Below are 16,920 nucleotides of genomic sequence, written 5' to 3'. Positions count from 1 at the left end.
GGCGCCCTAGCGGGCGTCCCGCAGCACGGCGGCCAGCATACCGGCCTGCACATCGTCGCTGACGAAAGCCTCTCCGATGCCGCGCGCGAGCACGAAGCGCAGGCGGCCGTCGACCACCTTCTTGTCCTGCCCCATAAGCGCGATCAGCGCGGCATCGTCCGGCAAGGCGCCCGGAACATCGCGCAGCGCGGCAGGCATTCCCATGTCACGCAGATGCGCCAGCACGCGCGAAGGCGCCTCTTGGCTGCAAAGTCCCATGCGGGCAGACAGGTCGAAGGCAAGCGCGCAGCCGATCGCCACGCCTTCGCCATGCAGCAGCCGGTCGGAATAACCGGTCGCCGATTCGAGCGCGTGGCCGAAGGTATGGCCCAGGTTCAGAAGCGCCCGTTCACCCTGTTCGGTCTCGTCTCGGGTGACGATCCCCGCCTTCATTGCGACGGAATGGGCCACGGCGTGCTGGCGCAGCGCCATGTCGTCGCGCAGGCGGGGGGCGTTTTCCTCCAGCCATTCGAAGAAATCCGCGTCGCCAAGAAGCCCATACTTTGCGACCTCTCCGTAACCCGCCAGGAAGTCGCGCGGGCTCAGCGTGTCCAGCACCGCGATGTCGGCCAGCACCAGCGAAGGCTGGTGGAAGGCGCCGACCAGGTTCTTTCCATGCGGGCTGTTGATGCCGGTCTTGCCGCCGACGCTGCTGTCCACTTGCGCCAGAAGCGTGGTCGGTATCTGCGCGAAGCGCACGCCCCGGCGCAGGATCGCCGCTGCAAACCCCACCAGATCGCCGATCACCCCGCCGCCAAGGGCCACCACGACGTCACGCCGCTCAATGCGCTGTTCCAGCAACCATTCGACCGTGCGCGTCAGGTGGGGCCAGCTTTTCGTGGCCTCGCCCGCCGGCAGGACCAGGGCTTCGGACTGAATACCCTCGGCCTTCAGGGCCGCCTGCAGGCGGGGCAGGTGCAGGCGCGCCACGGTGTCATCGGTCACGATGGCCAGGCGCGAGCGGTGAAGCAGGGGCGCGATCTCGGTCCCTGCCCGATCGATCAGGCCAGGGCCGATGCGCACGTCATAGGCGCGATCGCCCAGGGGAACATGGACGGTGACGGGGTCGGCTTGGCTGGTCATGGCGTCTCGATCACAAGCTGGGGGTCGGCCGCGCGGATGGCGGCCAGAAGGCGGGTGGTGGCTGCATCGACGCTGTCGCCCGCGCGGGCGGGGAATGCCAATTCGGCCGTGGCATAGGTCGGGTTCCGTTCCGACAGAAGGCGGGCCAGCGTGCCCTTGGGGTCGGCGGTCTTCAGCAGGGGCCGGGTGCTGCGCTGCCGGACACGATGCCACAGCGTTTCCTGATCGCAATCCAGCCAGACCGACAGGCCGGACGCCCTGATCGCCGCGCGGTTGCGGTCCTGCATCCAGGCCCCCCCGCCGGTCGAGATGACGCGCGGCGTATCCTTGAGGATGCGCGCGATCACCTGCGCCTCGCGGTCGCGGAAGAAGGCCTCGCCGTCGCGGGCGAAGATCTCGGAAATGGACATGGCGGCCGCTGTCTCGATCTCGACATCCGAATCGGTGAAGGGGACATGAAGGCGGCGGGCCAGTTCCGACCCAAGCGCGGTCTTGCCCGCCCCCATCATTCCGATCAGCACGATATGGCGCCGCAGGCGCTGCCGCATGTCCGTCCCCCGATTTGTGGCCGACTGAATGGCGTGATCTTTCGGAAAATGCCATATATATTCCGGCCAGGCCGGCGAAAGACCGGCCGAACGACACGAACAACGAAGAAAACGAGGCGATTCGATGCGGCTGCTCAAGGTTCTGGTGGTGCTGATTCTGGCGGCTTTGATCGGCTTGGCGGGCTATGCCTATTTCGGCGACATGCAGCCTGTCCGGTCCGAGGTGCGCAGCCCCGTCAGTGGCACGCCCGCGCCCGCCGAACCCGCCCCGGCCACACCCGCCGAGGCCGCCGAAGCCCAGGCCGAGGCCCAGTGATCGCCCCGCGCCTGCTTTCCGTTGCCGTCGCGCTTGCCCTGGGCCTGCCCGCCCAGGCCCAACAGCCGCTGTCGGCCAGCGACTGGCTGTCGGGCAGCGTTCGGGGGCCCGACCGCGAAAGCTCTGCCTGGCGGCCCGGCGACAAGCCGCCCCCCGGCGTTCCTGGCGCAGGGCCCAAGCCCGTCGCGGAAAGCGGAGAGGTGGGTTCCGTCCAGGTGACGAGACTGGGCAACGGCAACCCCGACTCGGTCGGGCTGGTGACGCCGCGCAAGGCAGGCCTGCCCGCCAGCCTGTGGGAAGGCAGCGACAGCGCCACCCTGGCCGACCTGATCCTGCGGACCCCGGCACGCCTGCCCGCGATGAACGCGTTGCTGGACCGCGTCCTGACCACGCAGCTTCGCCCGCCCGCCAGCGGTGCGCCGCAAGGACAGCTGTTCCTGGCCCGGGCCGACCGGCTGCTGGATGGGGGCGCGGTGGACCGGGCACAAGCGCTGCTGACCACGGCAGGCCCCAGCAACCCCGAGATCTTTCGCCGCCTGTTCGACATCGCCCTGCTGGAAGGCGACGAGGGGCGGGCCTGCGACATCATGAACAACACGCCCGGCATCGCGCCCAGCTTTGCCGCGCGCATCTTCTGCCTGGCGCAGACGGGGGACTGGGCGGCAGCGGCAATCAGCCTGCACGGGGCCGAAAGCCTGGGCTTGCTGGACCAGCACCAGGCAGTGCTGCTGACGCATTTCCTGGACGACGCTTATGTGGACAGCGACCAGATGCTGCCCGCCGCGGACCGCATGACGCCGCTGGACTTCCGCATCCACGAGGCGATCGGCCAGCCGCTGCCCACCGCGTCGCTGCCCATCGCCTTCGCCCATTCCGACCTGCGGCCCAACAACGGCTGGAAGGCCCGTCTGGAAGCGGCCGAGCGGCTGGCAAGGGCCGGCGCCCTTCCCCCTGCCACGCTGCGCGCGCTTTACAGCGAGCAGAAGCCTGCGGCCTCGGGCGGGGTCTGGGAACGCGCGGGCGCTATGCGGACCCTCGAAGCGGCCCTTGCCGGCGGTGACCCCTCGCCCGCCCTGCCCCATGCTTTCGACCAGTTCCGGGGTGCCGGCATGGCCGATGTTCTGGCCGCAATGGTGGCCGCCGACCTGACGCAAACCGGCGAAGGCCGGTCGGGCGAGATCACGACATGGCTGCGCCAGTGGCAGGGCCTGCCAACGCCCACGCCGCTGAAGCTGGACCCCGCCCTGAAGGCCGATCCGGTCGAAGCCCCCGCCACCCAGCAGGGCGAGGCGCTGTTGACCGCGATGGCCGATATAGACGCGGGCCTTGACGGCGACCTGCCCCGCGCCGGACGCGGTCTTGCCATGCTGCGCGCGCTTGGCCTGACGGCCGAGGCCGACCTGGCCGCCGCGCAGCTTTCGCTGCTGCCGGTGATGCGGGCGGAGCCGTGATCGCGGATCACCGTGCCATATCGGCCTTTCTGGATGCAAAGGCCGCCGAATCCGGGTCCGCCCGCAACACCGTGCTTGCCTATGGCCGCGACCTGCGCGACCTGTCGGACTGGCTGTCCGGGCGCAGGCTGGCCCTGGCAGACCTGACGCGCGAACTGGTCGAGGATTACCTGGCCCATTGCGACGCGCAGGGCCTGTCGCGGGCGACGCGGGCGCGGCGGCTGTCCTCGATCCGGCAGTTCACGCGCTTTGCGCTCGAGGAAGGGTGGCGCGACAATGACCCGGCGATCCGCATCAGCGGGCCGGGCCGGTCCAAGCGCCTGCCCAAGACCCTGGACCAGGCCGAGATCGACGCGCTGCTGGCCTCGGCTTCCATGATCGGCCGGACGGATGCGGACCGGGCCCGCAACCTTTGCCTGATCGAGCTGCTTTACGCCACGGGAATGCGTGTCAGCGAACTGGTCTCGCTGCCTGCGGCCGCCTGCCGGGGCGACCCGCGCGTGCTGCTGATCCGGGGCAAGGGCGACAAGGAACGCATGGTTCCCCTGACGCCGCCCGCGCGCCGCGCACTGTCCGACTGGCTGGCGATCCGCGACACCGCGCACAAGGACAGCGCGCTTGGCCGCCTGGTCGCCGGCAAGGGTGCGCGGTGGCTGTTTCCCGCGCCGGGCGCTGCGGGCCACATGCCGCGCCAGACCTTTGGCCGGCTTCTGAACGACATGGCGGTCGCGGCCGGTGTAGCCCCGTCACGCGTGACGCCCCATGTCATCCGCCATGCCTTTGCCACGCATCTGCTGGAAGGCGGCGCCGACCTGCGCTCCATCCAGACGCTGCTGGGTCATGCCGACCTGGGCACGACCGAGATCTATACCCATGTGCTTGACGACCGGATGCGCGACCTCGTCCTGACGCATCACCCGCTGGCCCGGAAGGGCTGAGGGGGGCTTGGCCCCGGTCGATCCTGCCACTAGAGGTTGCGGGAACGCGAATGCGGGGAAGCAGATGACCGACCAGACAGCCTTGCGCCCGCCGGCCAATGCCCAGACGGCAGGCATCATGCTGCTGCTGGCCGCGATCCTGGGCTTCACGATGATGGACGCCACGGCCAAGCACCTGACGCAGACCTATCACCCTGCGCAGGTCGTCTGGGCGCGGTTCGTCGGCAACCTGGCGATCTTCGCGCTGATCTTCCGGGGCGGGATGTTCCCGCTGCTGCGCACCCGCCGCCCCGGCCTGCAGTTCGCGCGGGCCTTGATGCAACTGGCGTCGGTGGGGCTGTTCTTCACCTCGCTTCAAGTGATCGGGCTGGCCGAGGCAACCGCGATCATGGACCTGAACCCCGTCCTCATCACCCTTGGCGCCGCGCTGTTCCTCGGGGAACCGATCGGCCCGCGCCGGCTGGCGGGTATCGGCGTCGCGCTGATCGGCGCGCTGATCATCATACGGCCTGGCCTCGGTGTCTTCCAGCCAGCCGCGCTTTTGCCGTTGGCCGGGGCCTTCACCTATGCCGCAGGCGCGCTGCTGACGCGGATGGCGCGGTCGGATTCGGTCGCGACTTCGGTCATGTGGTCGGCGGTGGTGGGAACGGTCCTGACTTCGGCCGTGGTGCCGTTCTTCTGGCAGCCGATCGCCCCTGGCGATCTGTGGGCCTTTGCGCTGCTGGGCGTCTTCGGCACGCTGAGCCAGTATCTGCTGGTCCGCGCCTTTTCGGTGGCCGAGGCGGGGGTGCTGGCGCCCTTCGGCTATACCGGGCTGATCTGGGCGGGCTTGTGGGGCTGGCTGCTCTTCGGCCAGCTGCCTGATCTGTTTACGGTCGCGGGCGCTGCGCTTATCGTGGCTGCGGGGCTTTACGTCTGGTCCCGAGAAGCCCGCGCGGCCCGAAGGACCTGATGAGCCAACCTGATACCCCGCCCCTGTCCGATCGCATCGCCAATGCGGCCTTCCTTTCGGTCATCGGCCTTGCGCGGCTGCTGCCCTATGAAAGGCGCATCCCGGCAGTGGGCTGGCTGTTCGGCCACGTCCTTGGTCCGTTGGCCGGCTGGCGGCGGCGGATCCGTGAAAACCTGGCCCTGGCCCGGCCCGACCTGACGGCGGACGAGGTGAAGGCCCTGACCCGCGCCGTCCCCAACAATGCGGGCCGATCCGTGGCCGAGATCTATTCGGGCGAGGAGTTCACCAGCCGCATCCGCGACGCCGATCCGCTGGAAGGCCCCGGCCTGCCAGCCCTGGAAGCCGCCTTCGGCGCCCACCGCCCGGTCATCATCGCCTGCGCGCATTTCGGCAACTACGACGCCATGCGCACCGCACTTGCCGCACGCGGCTGGCCCGTCGGCGCCCTTTACCGCCCGATGAACAACGAAGCCTTCAACCGCCACTACATCCCCGCCATTACCGCCATCGCGGAACCACTGTTCCCGCGCGGCCGGTCGGGCCTGACCTCGATGCTGCGTTTCCTGAAGGGCGGCGGGTGGCTGGCGCTTGGCTTTGACCAGTATGACCGCCACGCGCCGGAACTGCGCTTCTTCGACCTGCCCAGCCGCACCGTCCTGACGCCAGCCGAACTGGCGATACGCTATGATGCGGCTTTGGTGCCGGTCCACGGCATCCGTTGCCCTGACGGGCTGCGCTTCCGTGTCCATGTGGGCGAGCCCGTCAAACACAGCGATCCGGCCACGATGATGCAGGCGCTGAACGACGACCTGGAAATGCTTGTGCGCCGCCACATGGATCAGTGGTTCTGGGTGCATCGCCGCTGGAAATAAGCCCCCGCTGTTTGTCCGCGCACAGGGCCTGCGCGCGGGCGATCCTTGCCTGACGGTGCGGCAAGACCCTATGTCCCCTGCAACGCGTCTGGCGCAGCAAAGGGATAACCATGAAGAAGATCGGCTTTCTGTCCTTCGGCCACTGGTCGCCGGAACCGGGGTCTCAGGTCCGCACGGCGCAGGACGTGCTGCTGCAATCCATCGACCTGGCCGTAGCTGCCGAGGAACTGGGCGCGGATGGCGCCTATTTCCGCGTCCATCACTTCGCTCGCCAGCTTGCCTCGCCCTTCCCGCTGCTGGCCGCCGTCGGCGCAAGGACCAGCCGGATCGAGATCGGCACCGGCGTCATCGACATGCGCTATGAAAACCCCCTGTATATGGTCGAGGATGCGGGCGCGGCCGACCTGATCTCGGGCGGGCGCCTCCAATTGGGCATCAGCCGGGGCAGCCCAGAGCAGGTCGTCGATGGCTGGCGCTATTTCGGCTATCAACCGGCCGAGGGAGAGAGCGACCAGGACATGGCCCGCCGCCATACCGAGGTCTTCCTGCAGCAGCTTGAAGGCCGGGGCTTCGCCCGCCCGAACCCACGCCCGATGTTCCCGAACCCGCCGGGCCTGTTGCGGCTGGAACCCCATTCCGAAGGGCTGCGCAACCGCATCTGGTGGGGTTCGGCCTCGAATGGCACGGCGGAATGGGCGGCGCAGATGGGCATGAACCTGCAAAGCTCGACCCTGAAGGTGGACGAAACGGGCGAGCCGTTCCACGTCCAGCAGGCCCGCCAGATCCGGACCTATCGGGAGGCATGGGCGGCGGCGGGGCACTCCCACGCGCCGCGCGTGTCCGTCAGCCGGTCGATCTTCGCGCTGACCTCGGACATGGACCGCCGCTTCTTCGGGCGCGGCGGCAAGGACAGCGACCAGATCGGCAACATCGACAATTATCGCGCCGTCTTCGGCCGCAGCTATGCCGACGAACCCGACCGCCTGATCGAGCAGTTGCGCGAGGACGAGGCCATTGCCGAGGCCGACACCTTGCTGCTGACGGTGCCGAACATGCTGGGCGTCGATTACAACGTCCACGTCCTCGACAACATCCTGCGCCACGTGGCCCCGGCGCTTGGCTGGCGCTAGCCCAGCCCGGTTTCGCGCAGGTAAAGCCTGACCGCATCCGCCACATGGCGGAAGCGGTCGCCGCCCAGTTGCTTGCCGCCATACCAGCGGGTCACGACCACCACGTGGTCGTGCAGCCCTGCACGCTCCAGCATCTGCAGGATCAGCGCGCCGGCGCCTGCCTCGCCATCGTCGTCCTTGACCGGCTCGCCCGACAGGATCGCGGCCCAGCTGTTGTGGGTGGCCTTCGCAAACCGCTTGTTGCGCTTCAATCCGGCCAGCAGCGCCGCCGCCTCGGCCCGCGTCGCGGCAGGCCCGCCGGCCACGGCATAGCGCGATCCGCGATCCGAGATGATCTTGTCAAAGACCTGCATTGCGGGTCAGGCGCCCCGCCGCCGCACATACAGTTCCAGCCGATGGTGGACGATCTCGTATCCCATCTCGGCCGCGATCTCGGCCTGCAACCGCTCGATCCGGTCGTTGATGAACTCGACCACCTCGCCCGTGTCCACGTCGATCATGTGGTCGTGGTGGCGCTGATCCGCCGCCTCCCACCGGGCAGGCTCGCCCTGAAACTCCAGCTTGTCGATCACGCCTTGGGTCTGCAGCGTGGTCAGCGTGCGATACACCGTGGCCAGCGACACGCCGGCACCCGCAGCCTCGGCCCGGCGATGCAGTTCCGCCGCGTCGGGATGATCCTCGCTGCCGGCGATCACCCGCAGCAGGGCTGCGCGCTGGCGCGTCACCCGCACTCCGGCATCCCGCAGGGCCTGCTCCAACTGAAGGGCACGATGATCCATGCAACCTTGATGCCCCACCGGACGTTCAGTTGCAACTAGTTCTCAACTATTGACAGTTGAGAACGGTTCGCACACTAATCATCCATCGACGGATGCTGGATATCGGAACCGATGAAACTGCCTTTGGTCGCCACCCTTGCCGCCCTTCTTGCCCTGCCTGCCCAGGCCGAACAGCTGAAGGTCGCCACGACCTTCACGATCATCGCGGACATGGCACGCAACGTCGCGGGAGAGGCCGCCACGGTGGAATCCATCACCAAGCCGGGGGCCGAGATCCACAACTACCAGCCAACATCGGGCGACCTGATCCGCGCGGCGGATGCGGACCTGATCCTGGTGAACGGCCTGAACCTGGAAAGCTGGTTCCAGCAATTCATCGACCAGTTGGGCGATGTTCCGGTCGCGGTGGTCAGCGACGGGATCCAGCCGATGTCGATCACCGGCGGCGATTACGACGGCAAGCCCAATCCCCATGCCTGGATGGCCCTGGACAGCGCCCTGGTCTATGTGGACAACATCGCCACTGCCATGGCCACGGCCGACCCGGACAATGCCGCGACCTACCTGGCCAATGCCGATGCCTACAAGGCGCAGATCACGCAGACCATCGCCCCCCTGCGCGATGCTGCCCGCGCCCTGCCCCCCGACCGTCGTTGGCTGGTCACATCCGAAGGGGCGTTCTCCTATCTCGCCCGTGATTTTGGGTTGCAAGAGCTCTACCTCTGGCCGATCAATGCCGATGCGCAGGGCACCCCGCAGCAGGTGCGCCACGTGATCGACGTGATGCGGCAGAACGACATCGGCGTGGTATTCTCGGAATCCACCGTTTCCGACCGCCCCGCCCGCCGCATCGCGTCCGAGACCGGCGCCGCCTATGGCGGCGTCCTTTACGTGGACAGCCTGTCCGAGGCTGACGGCCCCGTCCCGACCTACCTTGACCTGCTGCGCGTCACCTCGGAAACCATCGTGAACGGGCTTGGGGGATGAGCGAGGGGATCGACGTCCGGAACCTAACCGTAGCCTATCGCAACGGCGTCACCGCGCTGCAGGATGCCAGCTTCACTGTCCCGCAAGGTTCCGTCACCGCCCTGGTCGGCGTGAACGGTGCAGGCAAGTCGACGCTGTTCAAGGCGCTGATGGGTTTGTTGCCCCATGCCTCGGGGCAGGTCTGCATCATGGGCGGCACGGTGGACCAAGCCCTGTCCCGCAACCTTGTCGCCTATGTCCCCCAGGCCGAGGAGGTGGACTGGACCTTCCCCGTCCTGGTCGAGGACGTCGTGATGATGGGCCGATACGGCCACATGGGCTTCTTCCGCCGCGCCCGCGCGACCGACCGGCAGGCGGTTGAATCGGCCTTGGCGCGCGTCGGCATGACCGACTTCCGCCGTCGGCAGATCGGCGAACTGTCGGGCGGCCAGAAGAAGCGCGTCTTTCTGGCCCGCGCCATCGCCCAGGAAGCCCAGGTCATCCTGCTGGACGAACCCTTCACCGGCGTGGACGTGCAGACGGAACAGGCGATCATCGCGCTGCTCAAGGCGATGCGGGACGAAGGGCGGGTCATGCTGGTTTCCACCCACGACCTGGGCTCGGTCCCGGAATACTGCGACCGGGTCGTGATGGTGAAGGGCACCGTCTTGGCCCACGGCCCGACCGAGACGACCTTCACCCCGGAAAACCTGCGCCACGCCTTCGGCGGCGTCCTGCGCCACTTCGTCCTCGGCGGCGCCGCCCTTCATGACGATGCCGACCAGCGCAGCCTGGATGTCTTTACCGATGACGAACGCCCGCTGGTGTTCTACGACCAGCGCGCCCGCAGGAAGGACGAATGACCAAGGCCCCTTCATCTTGGCGAAAATATCCCGGGGGGTCCGGGGGGCTGGCCCCCCGGCCGTCGAGGGACGCAAGGGGCAGCGCCTGATGCTGGACACCCTGCTGGTCCCCTTCACCTATGGCTACATGACGAACGCCATCTGGGTTTCGGCCCTCGTGGGTGGAGTCTGCGCCTTCCTGTCGGCCTATCTGATGCTGAAAGGCTGGAGCCTGATCGGCGACGCCTTGTCCCATTCCATCGTGCCCGGTGTGGCGGGGGCCTATATGCTGGGCCTGCCCTTTGCACTTGGCGCATTCCTGTCGGGCGGACTGGCCGCGCTGACCATGCTGTTCCTGAACAGCCGCACGGGGCTAAAGGAGGACGCGATCATCGGCCTGATCTTCACCGGCTTCTTCGGGATCGGCCTGTTCATGATCTCGCTGAACCCGGTCTCGGTCGATCTTCAGGCGATCACGATGGGCAACATCCTGGCGATTTCGCCCGGCGATACGCTGCAACTGGCGATCATCGGCGGCGTGTCGCTGGTGATCCTGCTGGCAAAGTGGCGCGACCTGATGGTGGTCTTCTTCGACGAAAGCCATGCCCGCACCATCGGCCTGCATCCGGGGCGGCTTCGTATCCTGTTCTTCACGCTTCTGGCCGGATCCACGGTGGCCGCCATGCAGACCGTCGGCGCCTTCCTCGTCATCGCCATGGTGGTGACGCCAGGCGCCACCGCCTATCTGCTGACCGACCGCTTTCCCCGGCTGATCGCGCTCTCGGTCGCCATCGGCAGCCTGACCTCGGCAACCGGGGCCTATGTCAGCTTCTTCCTGGACGGCGCGACAGGCGGCATCATCGTCGTGTTGCAGACGCTGATCTTCCTTGCCGCCTTTGTCCTGGCCCCGCGCCACGGTATTCTGGCCAGCCGCCGCCGGGTCCGCGAGGCGACCGAATGACCTGGATCACCGCCCCCTTCGCCTTTCCCTTCATGGTCGAGGCCGCGCTGATCGCCGTGATCGTCGCGGTCCCCGCCGCCCTGCTTAGCTGCTTCCTGGTTCTGCGAGGCTGGGCGCTGATGGGCGACGGGATCAGCCATGCGGTGCTGCCGGGGATCGTGCTGGCCTATCTGGCCGGCATCCCGCTGCTGATCGGTGCCTTTGCCGCAGGGATGGTCTGCGCCCTGTCGGCGGGCTGGCTGGACGCCAACAGCCGCGTCAAGCCGGACACGGCCCTGGGCGTGGTCATGGCGGGCATGTTCGGGCTGGGCCTTGTCATCTACACGCAATTCCCGACCGACGTGCACCTCGACCATATCCTGTTCGGCAATATCCTGGGGATCGGTCGCGACGACTTCATCTCGGCCGGGTCGATCTCGGCCGTGGTGGGGCTGGTGCTGATCCTGAAATGGCGCGACTTCGCGCTGCTGGTCTTCGACCCGGTGCAGGCGCGGGTGGCGGGCCTCTCGATCCGCTGGCTGCATTACGGGATGCTGGCGATGATCTCGGCCGTGGTCGTGGCGATGCTGTCGGCGGTGGGGATCATCCTGTCGGTCGCGCTGCTGATTGCGCCGGGGGCCATTGCCTTCCTTGTCACCACGCGCTTGCAGGCAATGCTGGCCCTGTCGGTCCTGATTGCCACCGCATCAAGCCTTCTGGGCATCTGGATCAGTTTCTGGCTGGACAGCGCCCCCGCGCCCACCATCGTGGTGGTGATGACCGCGCTGTTCACGCTGGTCTTCTTCTGGCGGCAGACTGTCACCCGCAACGCCGTGACCTGAGCAGAACCGCAACGCCAGCCGCTGCGAGCCTCGACGAGTCAGCCGCCGCCGATCCCTGTCGTGACCTTGCCAGTGCCGCCGCATTCGGGACATTCCTTGCCTTCGGCCCGGCCGCTGCCCTCGCATTTGCGGCAGATGTTTTCGCCTGCGCCGGTTGTGCCGGGCGGAACGGCGTCGGGGTTTTCCTTGTCGGTCATGGCGTCCTCCTGGGCTTGGATGATCCAATCCAACCCGATGCCGTCGCGCATGTTCCATAGACATTCCCCTGCCCCTCGGTTGCGCCCTCCCCGGCCAGCGGCTATCTGAAAGGCCAGAAGCAAAGCCTGGGGCCTTCATGATCGTCATCGCCGCCGCCATTATCGGTGCATTCCTGGGCTGGCGCCGGGCCGGCAAGCTGGGCGGCACGTGGCGCGACCGCGCTCAATACGCGGCGGGCTTCGGCATCGCCTTTGCCCTGCTGGGCCTGTTCGCCACCGTCATCCTTGACCGGACGATGTGATGTTCATCCCGTTCCTGGACAGCTTGCGCCGGCAGGGGGTTCCGGTCTCGCTGCGGGAATGGCTGGACCTGATGGGCGGGATGCAGGCGGGCCTTGCCGACTGGTCCGTTGACGGCTTCTATCACCTGTCCCGGCTGGTGCTGGTCAAGGACGAACGCCACATCGATCGTTTCGACCGTGCCTTCGCCGAGGCATTCAGCGGCATGGAACAGATCCCCCTAGAGGCGCTTGTCACCGAACAGGCCATCCCCCGCGAATGGCTGGAAAAGCTGGCCGAGAAACTGCTGACCAAGGCCGAGAAGGCCGAACTTCAGGGCAGCGGCAGCTTTGACGAGTTGATGAAGAAGCTGCGTGAAAGGCTGGCCGAACAGCAAGGGCGCCACCAGGGCGGCAGCAAGTGGATCGGCACCGCCGGAACATCGCCCTTCGGCGCCTATGGCTTCAACCCCGAAGGCGTCAGGATCGGCCAGGACGAATCCCGCCACCGCCGCGCGGTCAAGGTCTGGGACAAGCGCGAATTCCGCGATTTCGACGACAATGTCGAACTAGGCACCCGCAACATCAAGGTCGCGCTGAAGCGCCTGCGCCAATGGGCGCGGCATGGGGCGGAGGACGAGCTGGACCTGCCCGCCACGATCCGCGCCACGGCCGATCACGGCTATATCGACGTGCAGACCCGGCCGGAACGGCGCAATGCCGTCAAGGTGCTGCTGTTTCTGGACGTGGGCGGGTCGATGGACGACCATATCCGCGTCGTGGACGAGCTGTTCTCGGCCGCGCGGGCCGAGTTCAAGCACATGGAGCACTTCTATTTCCACAACTGCCTTTACGAAGGCGTCTGGACGGACAACCGCCGCCGCTGGACGGAACAGACGCCCACCTGGGACGTGCTGCACCGCTTCGGGCGCGACTACAAATGCATCTTCGTGGGCGATGCGTCGATGTCGCCCTACGAGATCGCGGTGCCGGGCGGGGCCAACGAACACTGGAACCCCGAGGCAGGCGAGGTCTGGCTGCGCCGCGCGGTGGAGACCTGGCCCGATCACATCTGGCTGAACCCCGTCCCGCAGGCGCATTGGGGATACACCCAGTCCATAGCGATGATCGGGAATATCTTCGAAAACCGCATGATGCCCATGACGCTGGACGGGTTGACCCAGGCGATGCGGATCCTTGGCTGACCTCTGGCGCGGGGGCCGAGGCGGGGCCATATTGGTGCCATGAAATACCTGCCGATCATCCTGCTGGTTCTGTATCTGGCCGCCATGTGGTTCTTTTCCCTGTGGCGGCTGCGGCAGGAACTGAACCAGAAATCGACCCCGCTGAACCACCCCCGCCTGACGCCCATGCTGGAACGGCTGGGTCGGGCCATGGACCTGCCCCCCGTCAGCGCCCATGTCTATGAGGTGGACCCCGTCAACGGCCTTGCCGCCCCCGACGGGCGCATCTTCCTGACCCGCGGCTTCATCCGCAAGCTGGACGCGGGCGAGGTCACCCCCGAGGAACTGGCCAGCGTCATTGCCCATGAACTGGGCCATGTGGCCCACGGCCATGCCCGGCGGCGGATGATCGACTTTGCGGGGCAGAACGCGATCCGCATGGCGCTTGCCGGGATTTTGGGCCGGATCATCCCGGGGCTTGGTGCCTGGATTGCCGGGCTGATCGCCACCGCCGTCGCCGCCCGCCTGTCGCGCGACGACGAATTCGAGGCGGACCGCTTCGCCAGTGCCCTGATGATCCGGGCGGGATTGGGGACCGCTCCGCAGATCTCGCTGTTCCGCAAGCTTGAACGGCTGACAGGCAGCCGCTCTGGATCCGCCCCCGCCTGGCTTCTGTCGCATCCCCCCGTCGACCGCCGGATTGCGGCGATCGAGGCGCTGCAGAACCGCTGGCAGGGCTGAATCGCCTTGCGAGCTCGGCAGGCCTGCCTATTCTGGTCCGGCGCTTGACGGATTGCCCATGACACGACCCTTCCGCCGCCTGGTCCTGTATGTTCCGGGCTTTGACCCCATGCCCCCGCGCCGCTACCGAGAGTTGTATCGGCGCGAATCGCGCAAGCAGGCCGCGATCTGCGGCTATGATCTGGCGATGGAGCGGCATGGTGGCGCGGCGGGCTTCGGCTGGGCGACCCGCGCCTGCTTTCCCGAAGCCGAGGCGCAGTCGCAGGTCGAGGTTCTGGTCTGGTCCGATCTGGTCCAGGCCTCGATGCGGGCCGGGATCGGGGGCACCTACGGGCAGATGCTGCGGGTGGCCTGGGTCTATATCCGCTCGGGCGCGCTGCGGCGGCTGATGCGGCTGCGGCGGGGGCCGGTTCTGGCGGCGCTTTATCCGCTGGCGATGCTGCTGGCGCAGCTTCTGTGCGCGCTGACTGTGGCGGGACTGGCAGGCTGGGCTGTCACCGCCCTGACAGGGATCTTCTGGCTGGGCCTGCTGACCGCCGCCGGCTTGGCTTGGGGCGTTCTTGCCTTTGCCCGGTCCCAGGACCACCGCCTGTTCGCTTATTACCTGATGCACGACTATGCCTTCACTGCCAGCATGAAGGGTGCCTACCCGGCCGGGCTGGAAGAAAGGCTGAAGCGTTTCACCGACCGGCTGGCCCAAGCCGTGGACGACGAGCTGGACGAGGTCCTGCTGGTCGGCCATTCCTCGGGCGCCTATCTGGCCGTGTCGATGCTAGCCGATCTGCTACGCCGGGGCCGGAGGCCGAACGGCCCCGCCCTGTCGCTGATGACGCTGGGCCATGTCGTGCCAATGGCGGCCTTCCTGCCGCGCGCGCAGCGGCTGCGGGCTGATCTGGCCTATCTCTCCCAACAGACGGACATCTTCTGGGTGGACGTGACGGCGCCCGGCGATCCCTGCAGCTTCGCCTTGTGCGATCCCGTGGCGGTCACGGGCGTGGCGGGTGCGGATCAACGCTGGCCGCTGGTCCTGTCCGCGGCCTTCACGCACACGCTGTCGCCGCAGCAGCAGCGCGACATGCGGTGGCGGTGGTTCCGGCTGCACCTCCAATATCTCTGCGCCTTCGACCGGCCGGGCGACTATGACTATTTCGCCATCACCGCCGGGCCGCAGACGCTGGCTGACCGTTTCGCGGGCCGCAAGCATTCGCCCGGACGCATCGCCACCCCTGCCGGACCGGGCCTGCCATGATCCCGCCGCGCCCCCAGGCGACCGAGGGACGCGGCAGCGTCCTGCGCTTCGCCCGCGCATTCCGCCGCGACCTGCTTTCAGCCCTGCCCGACCGCCTGTACCGTGCCTGGATGGCCGAGTTCCGCAGCCCGCTGGTCCACAGCTTCCTCTGCAACGATCCCGCGCTGATCCGGCTGATCCTGAAGGACCGCCCTGGCGAGTTCCCGAAATCGAACCGGCTCCGCGCGGGACTGGCGCCGCTGCTGGGAAATTCGGTCTTCGTGACCAACGGGCCGGAATGGGCCGCGCAGCGCCGGATCATCGACCCGGCATTCGACGGCGGCAGGCTGCACGAAACCCTGCCCGCCATCTTCGAAGCGGCCGATGCCATGGTCGCGCGCCTGAAGCCCGGCCTCCAGGACATCGAGCCACCGGCCAGCCATGCCGCCGCCGACGTGATCTTCCGCGCGCTCTTCTCGATGCCCATCGAGCACGAGACGGCGACGCAGGTCTTTGCCGCCTTCCGCGCCCATCAGGAGGCACAGCCCGTCGTCAACCTGGCCGGCCTTCTGCCCTGGCCCCGCTGGCTGCCGCAGCCCCATTCCCGCCGCACCCGCCAGACGGCCACCCAGATCCGCGGGCTGATCGCCGATCTGGTCGCGGCCCGGATGCAGGCGATCCGCCGGGGCGATGCGCCGGACGATCTTGCCACGCGCATCATGACCACCCCCGACCCGCAGACGGGCCAATGCTTTTCGGAACCCCAGATGGTGGACCAGGTAGCGATCTTCTTCCTGGCGGGCCACGAAACAAGCGCATCCGCCCTGTCCTGGGCCCTGTGGCTGCTGGCCGCCCATCCCCAATGGCAGGAAGCCGTCGCGGCCGAGGCGGCGGCCCTGACCCCCGACATGGCCGGCGTCAATGCCCTGCGTGTCACGCGGGCGGTGTTTCGCGAAGCCCTGCGACTCTACCCCCCGGTCCCCATGATGGTGCGCGAGGCCGCCCGCCCGCAGAAGATGCGCGGTCGCCCCGTCCCGAAAGGTGCGCAAATGGTCCTGTCGCCCTGGCATCTTCACCGCCACAGGCGCCTGTGGGATGATCCCGACCGCTTCGACCCCGCCCGCTGGTCCTGCCCCGAAAGCCGGCCCAGCATCCGCGACGCGTTCATCCCCTTCTCGGCCGGGGAACGCGCCTGCCCCGGCGCGGGCCTTGCGATGATCGAAGGGGTGGTGATGCTGGCCCGCGTCCTGGACGCCTTCCGCCTGAGCCCTGGTCCCGTGCCGCCCATCCCAGTCGCGCGCCTGACCGTCCGCGCCCGCGACGGCATCGCCATCCACCTGACCCCGCGCAAGGCTGCATCATCCGCTTGACATTCCCCCGCTGGCCGGGAAAAAGGACGCCAGTGGGGCCGTAGCTCAGTTGGTAGAGCGCGTCGTTCGCAATGACGAGGCCAGGGGTTCGATTCCCCTCGGCTCCACCAGTTTCACCACAGGATCATCGTTGGCCGTCACATTTTGCGCCATGCCGGCCTATTTGAACCAACATCCGGCAATGCCTTGCAGAGCGGGCGTGTCCTGAACGCGAAAGCCTCCGC

20 protein-coding genes and 1 tRNA gene are annotated in these 16,920 nt (G+C 67.7%); 16 read left to right on the top strand and 5 right to left on the bottom strand.

Annotated elements, in window-relative coordinates:
* Nucleotides 1-6: 6 nt before the first annotated feature.
* Both aroB and IE224_RS00230 read right to left on the bottom strand, forming a co-directional pair.
* On the bottom strand, nt 7-1,122 hold the full coding sequence (aroB, locus tag IE224_RS00235; protein WP_191307086.1) for a 3-dehydroquinate synthase: 1,116 nt from the start codon (nt 1,120-1,122) through the stop codon (nt 7-9).
* A complete protein-coding gene (locus tag IE224_RS00230) occupies nt 1,119-1,670 on the bottom strand; it encodes a shikimate kinase (RefSeq protein WP_191307084.1) in 552 nt (183 codons plus the stop codon). The genes aroB and IE224_RS00230 overlap by 4 nt, the downstream gene beginning before the upstream one ends.
* Before the next feature lie 124 nt (nt 1,671-1,794).
* Here IE224_RS00230 and IE224_RS00225 point away from each other — a divergent pair, with 124 nt between their 5' ends.
* The 6 genes from IE224_RS00225 (at nt 1,795) to IE224_RS00200 (ending at nt 7,329) form a co-directional block, all read left to right on the top strand.
* Nucleotides 1,795-1,986: a hypothetical protein gene (locus IE224_RS00225; RefSeq protein WP_191307697.1), complete on the top strand. Its 192-nt coding sequence runs from the start codon at nt 1,795-1,797 to the stop codon at nt 1,984-1,986.
* A complete protein-coding gene (locus tag IE224_RS00220) occupies nt 1,983-3,437 on the top strand; it encodes a hypothetical protein (protein WP_191307082.1) in 1,455 nt (484 codons plus the stop codon). Before IE224_RS00225 ends, IE224_RS00220 begins: the two co-directional genes overlap by 4 nt.
* Nucleotides 3,434-4,375: a site-specific tyrosine recombinase XerD gene (locus IE224_RS00215; RefSeq protein ID WP_191307081.1), complete on the top strand. Its 942-nt coding sequence runs from the start codon at nt 3,434-3,436 to the stop codon at nt 4,373-4,375. The genes IE224_RS00220 and IE224_RS00215 overlap by 4 nt, the downstream gene beginning before the upstream one ends.
* Before the next feature lie 64 nt (nt 4,376-4,439).
* The gene (locus tag IE224_RS00210; protein WP_191307079.1) at nt 4,440-5,327 is read left to right on the top strand and encodes a DMT family transporter; all 888 of its coding nucleotides are present in this window, start codon (nt 4,440-4,442) and stop codon (nt 5,325-5,327) included.
* On the top strand, nt 5,327-6,199 hold the full coding sequence (locus tag IE224_RS00205) for a lysophospholipid acyltransferase family protein (protein WP_191307077.1): 873 nt from the start codon (nt 5,327-5,329) through the stop codon (nt 6,197-6,199). Before IE224_RS00210 ends, IE224_RS00205 begins: the two co-directional genes overlap by 1 nt.
* A gap of 110 nt (nt 6,200-6,309) precedes the next feature.
* The gene (locus IE224_RS00200) at nt 6,310-7,329 is read left to right on the top strand and encodes an LLM class flavin-dependent oxidoreductase (protein ID WP_191307075.1); all 1,020 of its coding nucleotides are present in this window, start codon (nt 6,310-6,312) and stop codon (nt 7,327-7,329) included.
* Here the strand turns inward: IE224_RS00200 and IE224_RS00195 are convergent.
* Together IE224_RS00195 and IE224_RS00190 are read right to left on the bottom strand one after the other, a co-directional pair.
* On the bottom strand, nt 7,326-7,682 hold the full coding sequence (locus tag IE224_RS00195; RefSeq protein WP_191307073.1) for a YigZ family protein: 357 nt from the start codon (nt 7,680-7,682) through the stop codon (nt 7,326-7,328). The genes IE224_RS00200 and IE224_RS00195 overlap by 4 nt on opposite strands.
* Nucleotides 7,683-7,688: 6 nt before the next feature.
* A complete protein-coding gene (locus IE224_RS00190) occupies nt 7,689-8,108 on the bottom strand; it encodes a Fur family transcriptional regulator (protein WP_191307071.1) in 420 nt (139 codons plus the stop codon).
* A 111-nt stretch (nt 8,109-8,219) separates the two neighbouring features.
* Here IE224_RS00190 and IE224_RS00185 point away from each other — a divergent pair, with 111 nt between their 5' ends.
* From IE224_RS00185 to IE224_RS00170, 4 genes are all read left to right on the top strand, one after another.
* Complete coding sequence (locus IE224_RS00185) at nt 8,220-9,095, top strand: metal ABC transporter substrate-binding protein (protein WP_191307069.1); 876 nt, start codon at nt 8,220-8,222, stop codon at nt 9,093-9,095.
* The gene (locus IE224_RS00180; protein WP_191307067.1) at nt 9,092-9,937 is read left to right on the top strand and encodes a manganese/iron ABC transporter ATP-binding protein; all 846 of its coding nucleotides are present in this window, start codon (nt 9,092-9,094) and stop codon (nt 9,935-9,937) included. Before IE224_RS00185 ends, IE224_RS00180 begins: the two co-directional genes overlap by 4 nt.
* Before the next feature lie 88 nt (nt 9,938-10,025).
* Nucleotides 10,026-10,877: a metal ABC transporter permease gene (locus IE224_RS00175; protein ID WP_167621834.1), complete on the top strand. Its 852-nt coding sequence runs from the start codon at nt 10,026-10,028 to the stop codon at nt 10,875-10,877.
* Nucleotides 10,874-11,698 (top strand): metal ABC transporter permease, encoded by an 825-nt coding sequence (locus IE224_RS00170; RefSeq protein ID WP_191307065.1) that lies wholly within the window; start codon nt 10,874-10,876, stop codon nt 11,696-11,698. Before IE224_RS00175 ends, IE224_RS00170 begins: the two co-directional genes overlap by 4 nt.
* Nucleotides 11,699-11,736: 38 nt before the next feature.
* On the opposite strand, the gene IE224_RS00165 is transcribed toward IE224_RS00170, so the two are convergent.
* A complete protein-coding gene (locus IE224_RS00165) occupies nt 11,737-11,895 on the bottom strand; it encodes a hypothetical protein (RefSeq protein WP_191307063.1) in 159 nt (52 codons plus the stop codon).
* Nucleotides 11,896-12,032: 137 nt separating this feature from the next.
* Between IE224_RS00165 and IE224_RS00160 the strand changes: the two genes are divergently transcribed.
* The 6 genes from IE224_RS00160 (at nt 12,033) to IE224_RS00135 (ending at nt 16,806) form a co-directional block, all read left to right on the top strand.
* Nucleotides 12,033-12,197, top strand: coding sequence for an apolipoprotein acyltransferase (locus IE224_RS00160; protein ID WP_191307061.1), 165 nt, complete (start codon nt 12,033-12,035; stop codon nt 12,195-12,197).
* Entirely contained in the window at nt 12,197-13,378 is a 1,182-nt protein-coding gene (locus IE224_RS00155; RefSeq protein ID WP_191307059.1) for a vWA domain-containing protein, read from the top strand. The genes IE224_RS00160 and IE224_RS00155 overlap by 1 nt, the downstream gene beginning before the upstream one ends.
* A 39-nt stretch (nt 13,379-13,417) precedes the next feature.
* On the top strand, nt 13,418-14,098 hold the full coding sequence (locus IE224_RS00150) for a M48 family metallopeptidase (protein ID WP_167621830.1): 681 nt from the start codon (nt 13,418-13,420) through the stop codon (nt 14,096-14,098).
* Nucleotides 14,099-14,156: 58 nt separating this feature from the next.
* Nucleotides 14,157-15,347 (top strand): alpha/beta hydrolase, encoded by a 1,191-nt coding sequence (locus IE224_RS00145; protein WP_191307057.1) that lies wholly within the window; start codon nt 14,157-14,159, stop codon nt 15,345-15,347.
* On the top strand, nt 15,344-16,696 hold the full coding sequence (locus tag IE224_RS00140) for a cytochrome P450 (protein WP_191307055.1): 1,353 nt from the start codon (nt 15,344-15,346) through the stop codon (nt 16,694-16,696). The genes IE224_RS00145 and IE224_RS00140 overlap by 4 nt, the downstream gene beginning before the upstream one ends.
* 34 nt (nt 16,697-16,730) lie before the next feature.
* Nucleotides 16,731-16,806, top strand: a tRNA-Ala gene (locus IE224_RS00135).
* Nucleotides 16,807-16,920 lie beyond the last annotated feature (114 nt).

The sequence above is a fragment of the Paracoccus aerius genome (assembly GCF_014656455.1).
Taxonomy (GTDB): Bacteria; Pseudomonadota; Alphaproteobacteria; order Rhodobacterales; family Rhodobacteraceae; genus Paracoccus; species Paracoccus aerius.
Note: the sequence above shows the minus strand (reverse complement) of the source record. Positions and strands in the feature narration are given on the sequence as shown.

Bases quoted from the DNA above. Each gene is read 5' to 3' on its own strand.
- aroB (WP_191307086.1), bottom strand. From the start codon at position 1,122: ATGACCAGCCAAGCCGACCCCGTCACCGTCCATGTTCCCCTGGGCGAT.
- IE224_RS00230 (WP_191307084.1), bottom strand. From the start codon at position 1,670: ATGCGGCAGCGCCTGCGGCGCCATATCGTGCTGATCGGAATGATGGGG.
- IE224_RS00225 (WP_191307697.1), top strand. From the start codon at position 1,795: ATGCGGCTGCTCAAGGTTCTGGTGGTGCTGATTCTGGCGGCTTTGATC.
- IE224_RS00210 (WP_191307079.1), top strand. From the start codon at position 4,440: ATGACCGACCAGACAGCCTTGCGCCCGCCGGCCAATGCCCAGACGGCA.
- IE224_RS00205 (WP_191307077.1), top strand. From the start codon at position 5,327: ATGAGCCAACCTGATACCCCGCCCCTGTCCGATCGCATCGCCAATGCG.
- IE224_RS00200 (WP_191307075.1), top strand. From the start codon at position 6,310: ATGAAGAAGATCGGCTTTCTGTCCTTCGGCCACTGGTCGCCGGAACCG.
- IE224_RS00195 (WP_191307073.1), bottom strand. From the start codon at position 7,682: ATGCAGGTCTTTGACAAGATCATCTCGGATCGCGGATCGCGCTATGCC.
- IE224_RS00190 (WP_191307071.1), bottom strand. From the start codon at position 8,108: ATGGATCATCGTGCCCTTCAGTTGGAGCAGGCCCTGCGGGATGCCGGA.
- IE224_RS00185 (WP_191307069.1), top strand. From the start codon at position 8,220: ATGAAACTGCCTTTGGTCGCCACCCTTGCCGCCCTTCTTGCCCTGCCT.
- IE224_RS00180 (WP_191307067.1), top strand. From the start codon at position 9,092: ATGAGCGAGGGGATCGACGTCCGGAACCTAACCGTAGCCTATCGCAAC.
- IE224_RS00175 (WP_167621834.1), top strand. From the start codon at position 10,026: ATGCTGGACACCCTGCTGGTCCCCTTCACCTATGGCTACATGACGAAC.
- IE224_RS00170 (WP_191307065.1), top strand. From the start codon at position 10,874: ATGACCTGGATCACCGCCCCCTTCGCCTTTCCCTTCATGGTCGAGGCC.
- IE224_RS00165 (WP_191307063.1), bottom strand. From the start codon at position 11,895: ATGACCGACAAGGAAAACCCCGACGCCGTTCCGCCCGGCACAACCGGC.
- IE224_RS00160 (WP_191307061.1), top strand. From the start codon at position 12,033: ATGATCGTCATCGCCGCCGCCATTATCGGTGCATTCCTGGGCTGGCGC.
- IE224_RS00155 (WP_191307059.1), top strand. From the start codon at position 12,197: ATGTTCATCCCGTTCCTGGACAGCTTGCGCCGGCAGGGGGTTCCGGTC.
- IE224_RS00150 (WP_167621830.1), top strand. From the start codon at position 13,418: ATGAAATACCTGCCGATCATCCTGCTGGTTCTGTATCTGGCCGCCATG.
- IE224_RS00145 (WP_191307057.1), top strand. From the start codon at position 14,157: ATGACACGACCCTTCCGCCGCCTGGTCCTGTATGTTCCGGGCTTTGAC.
- IE224_RS00140 (WP_191307055.1), top strand. From the start codon at position 15,344: ATGATCCCGCCGCGCCCCCAGGCGACCGAGGGACGCGGCAGCGTCCTG.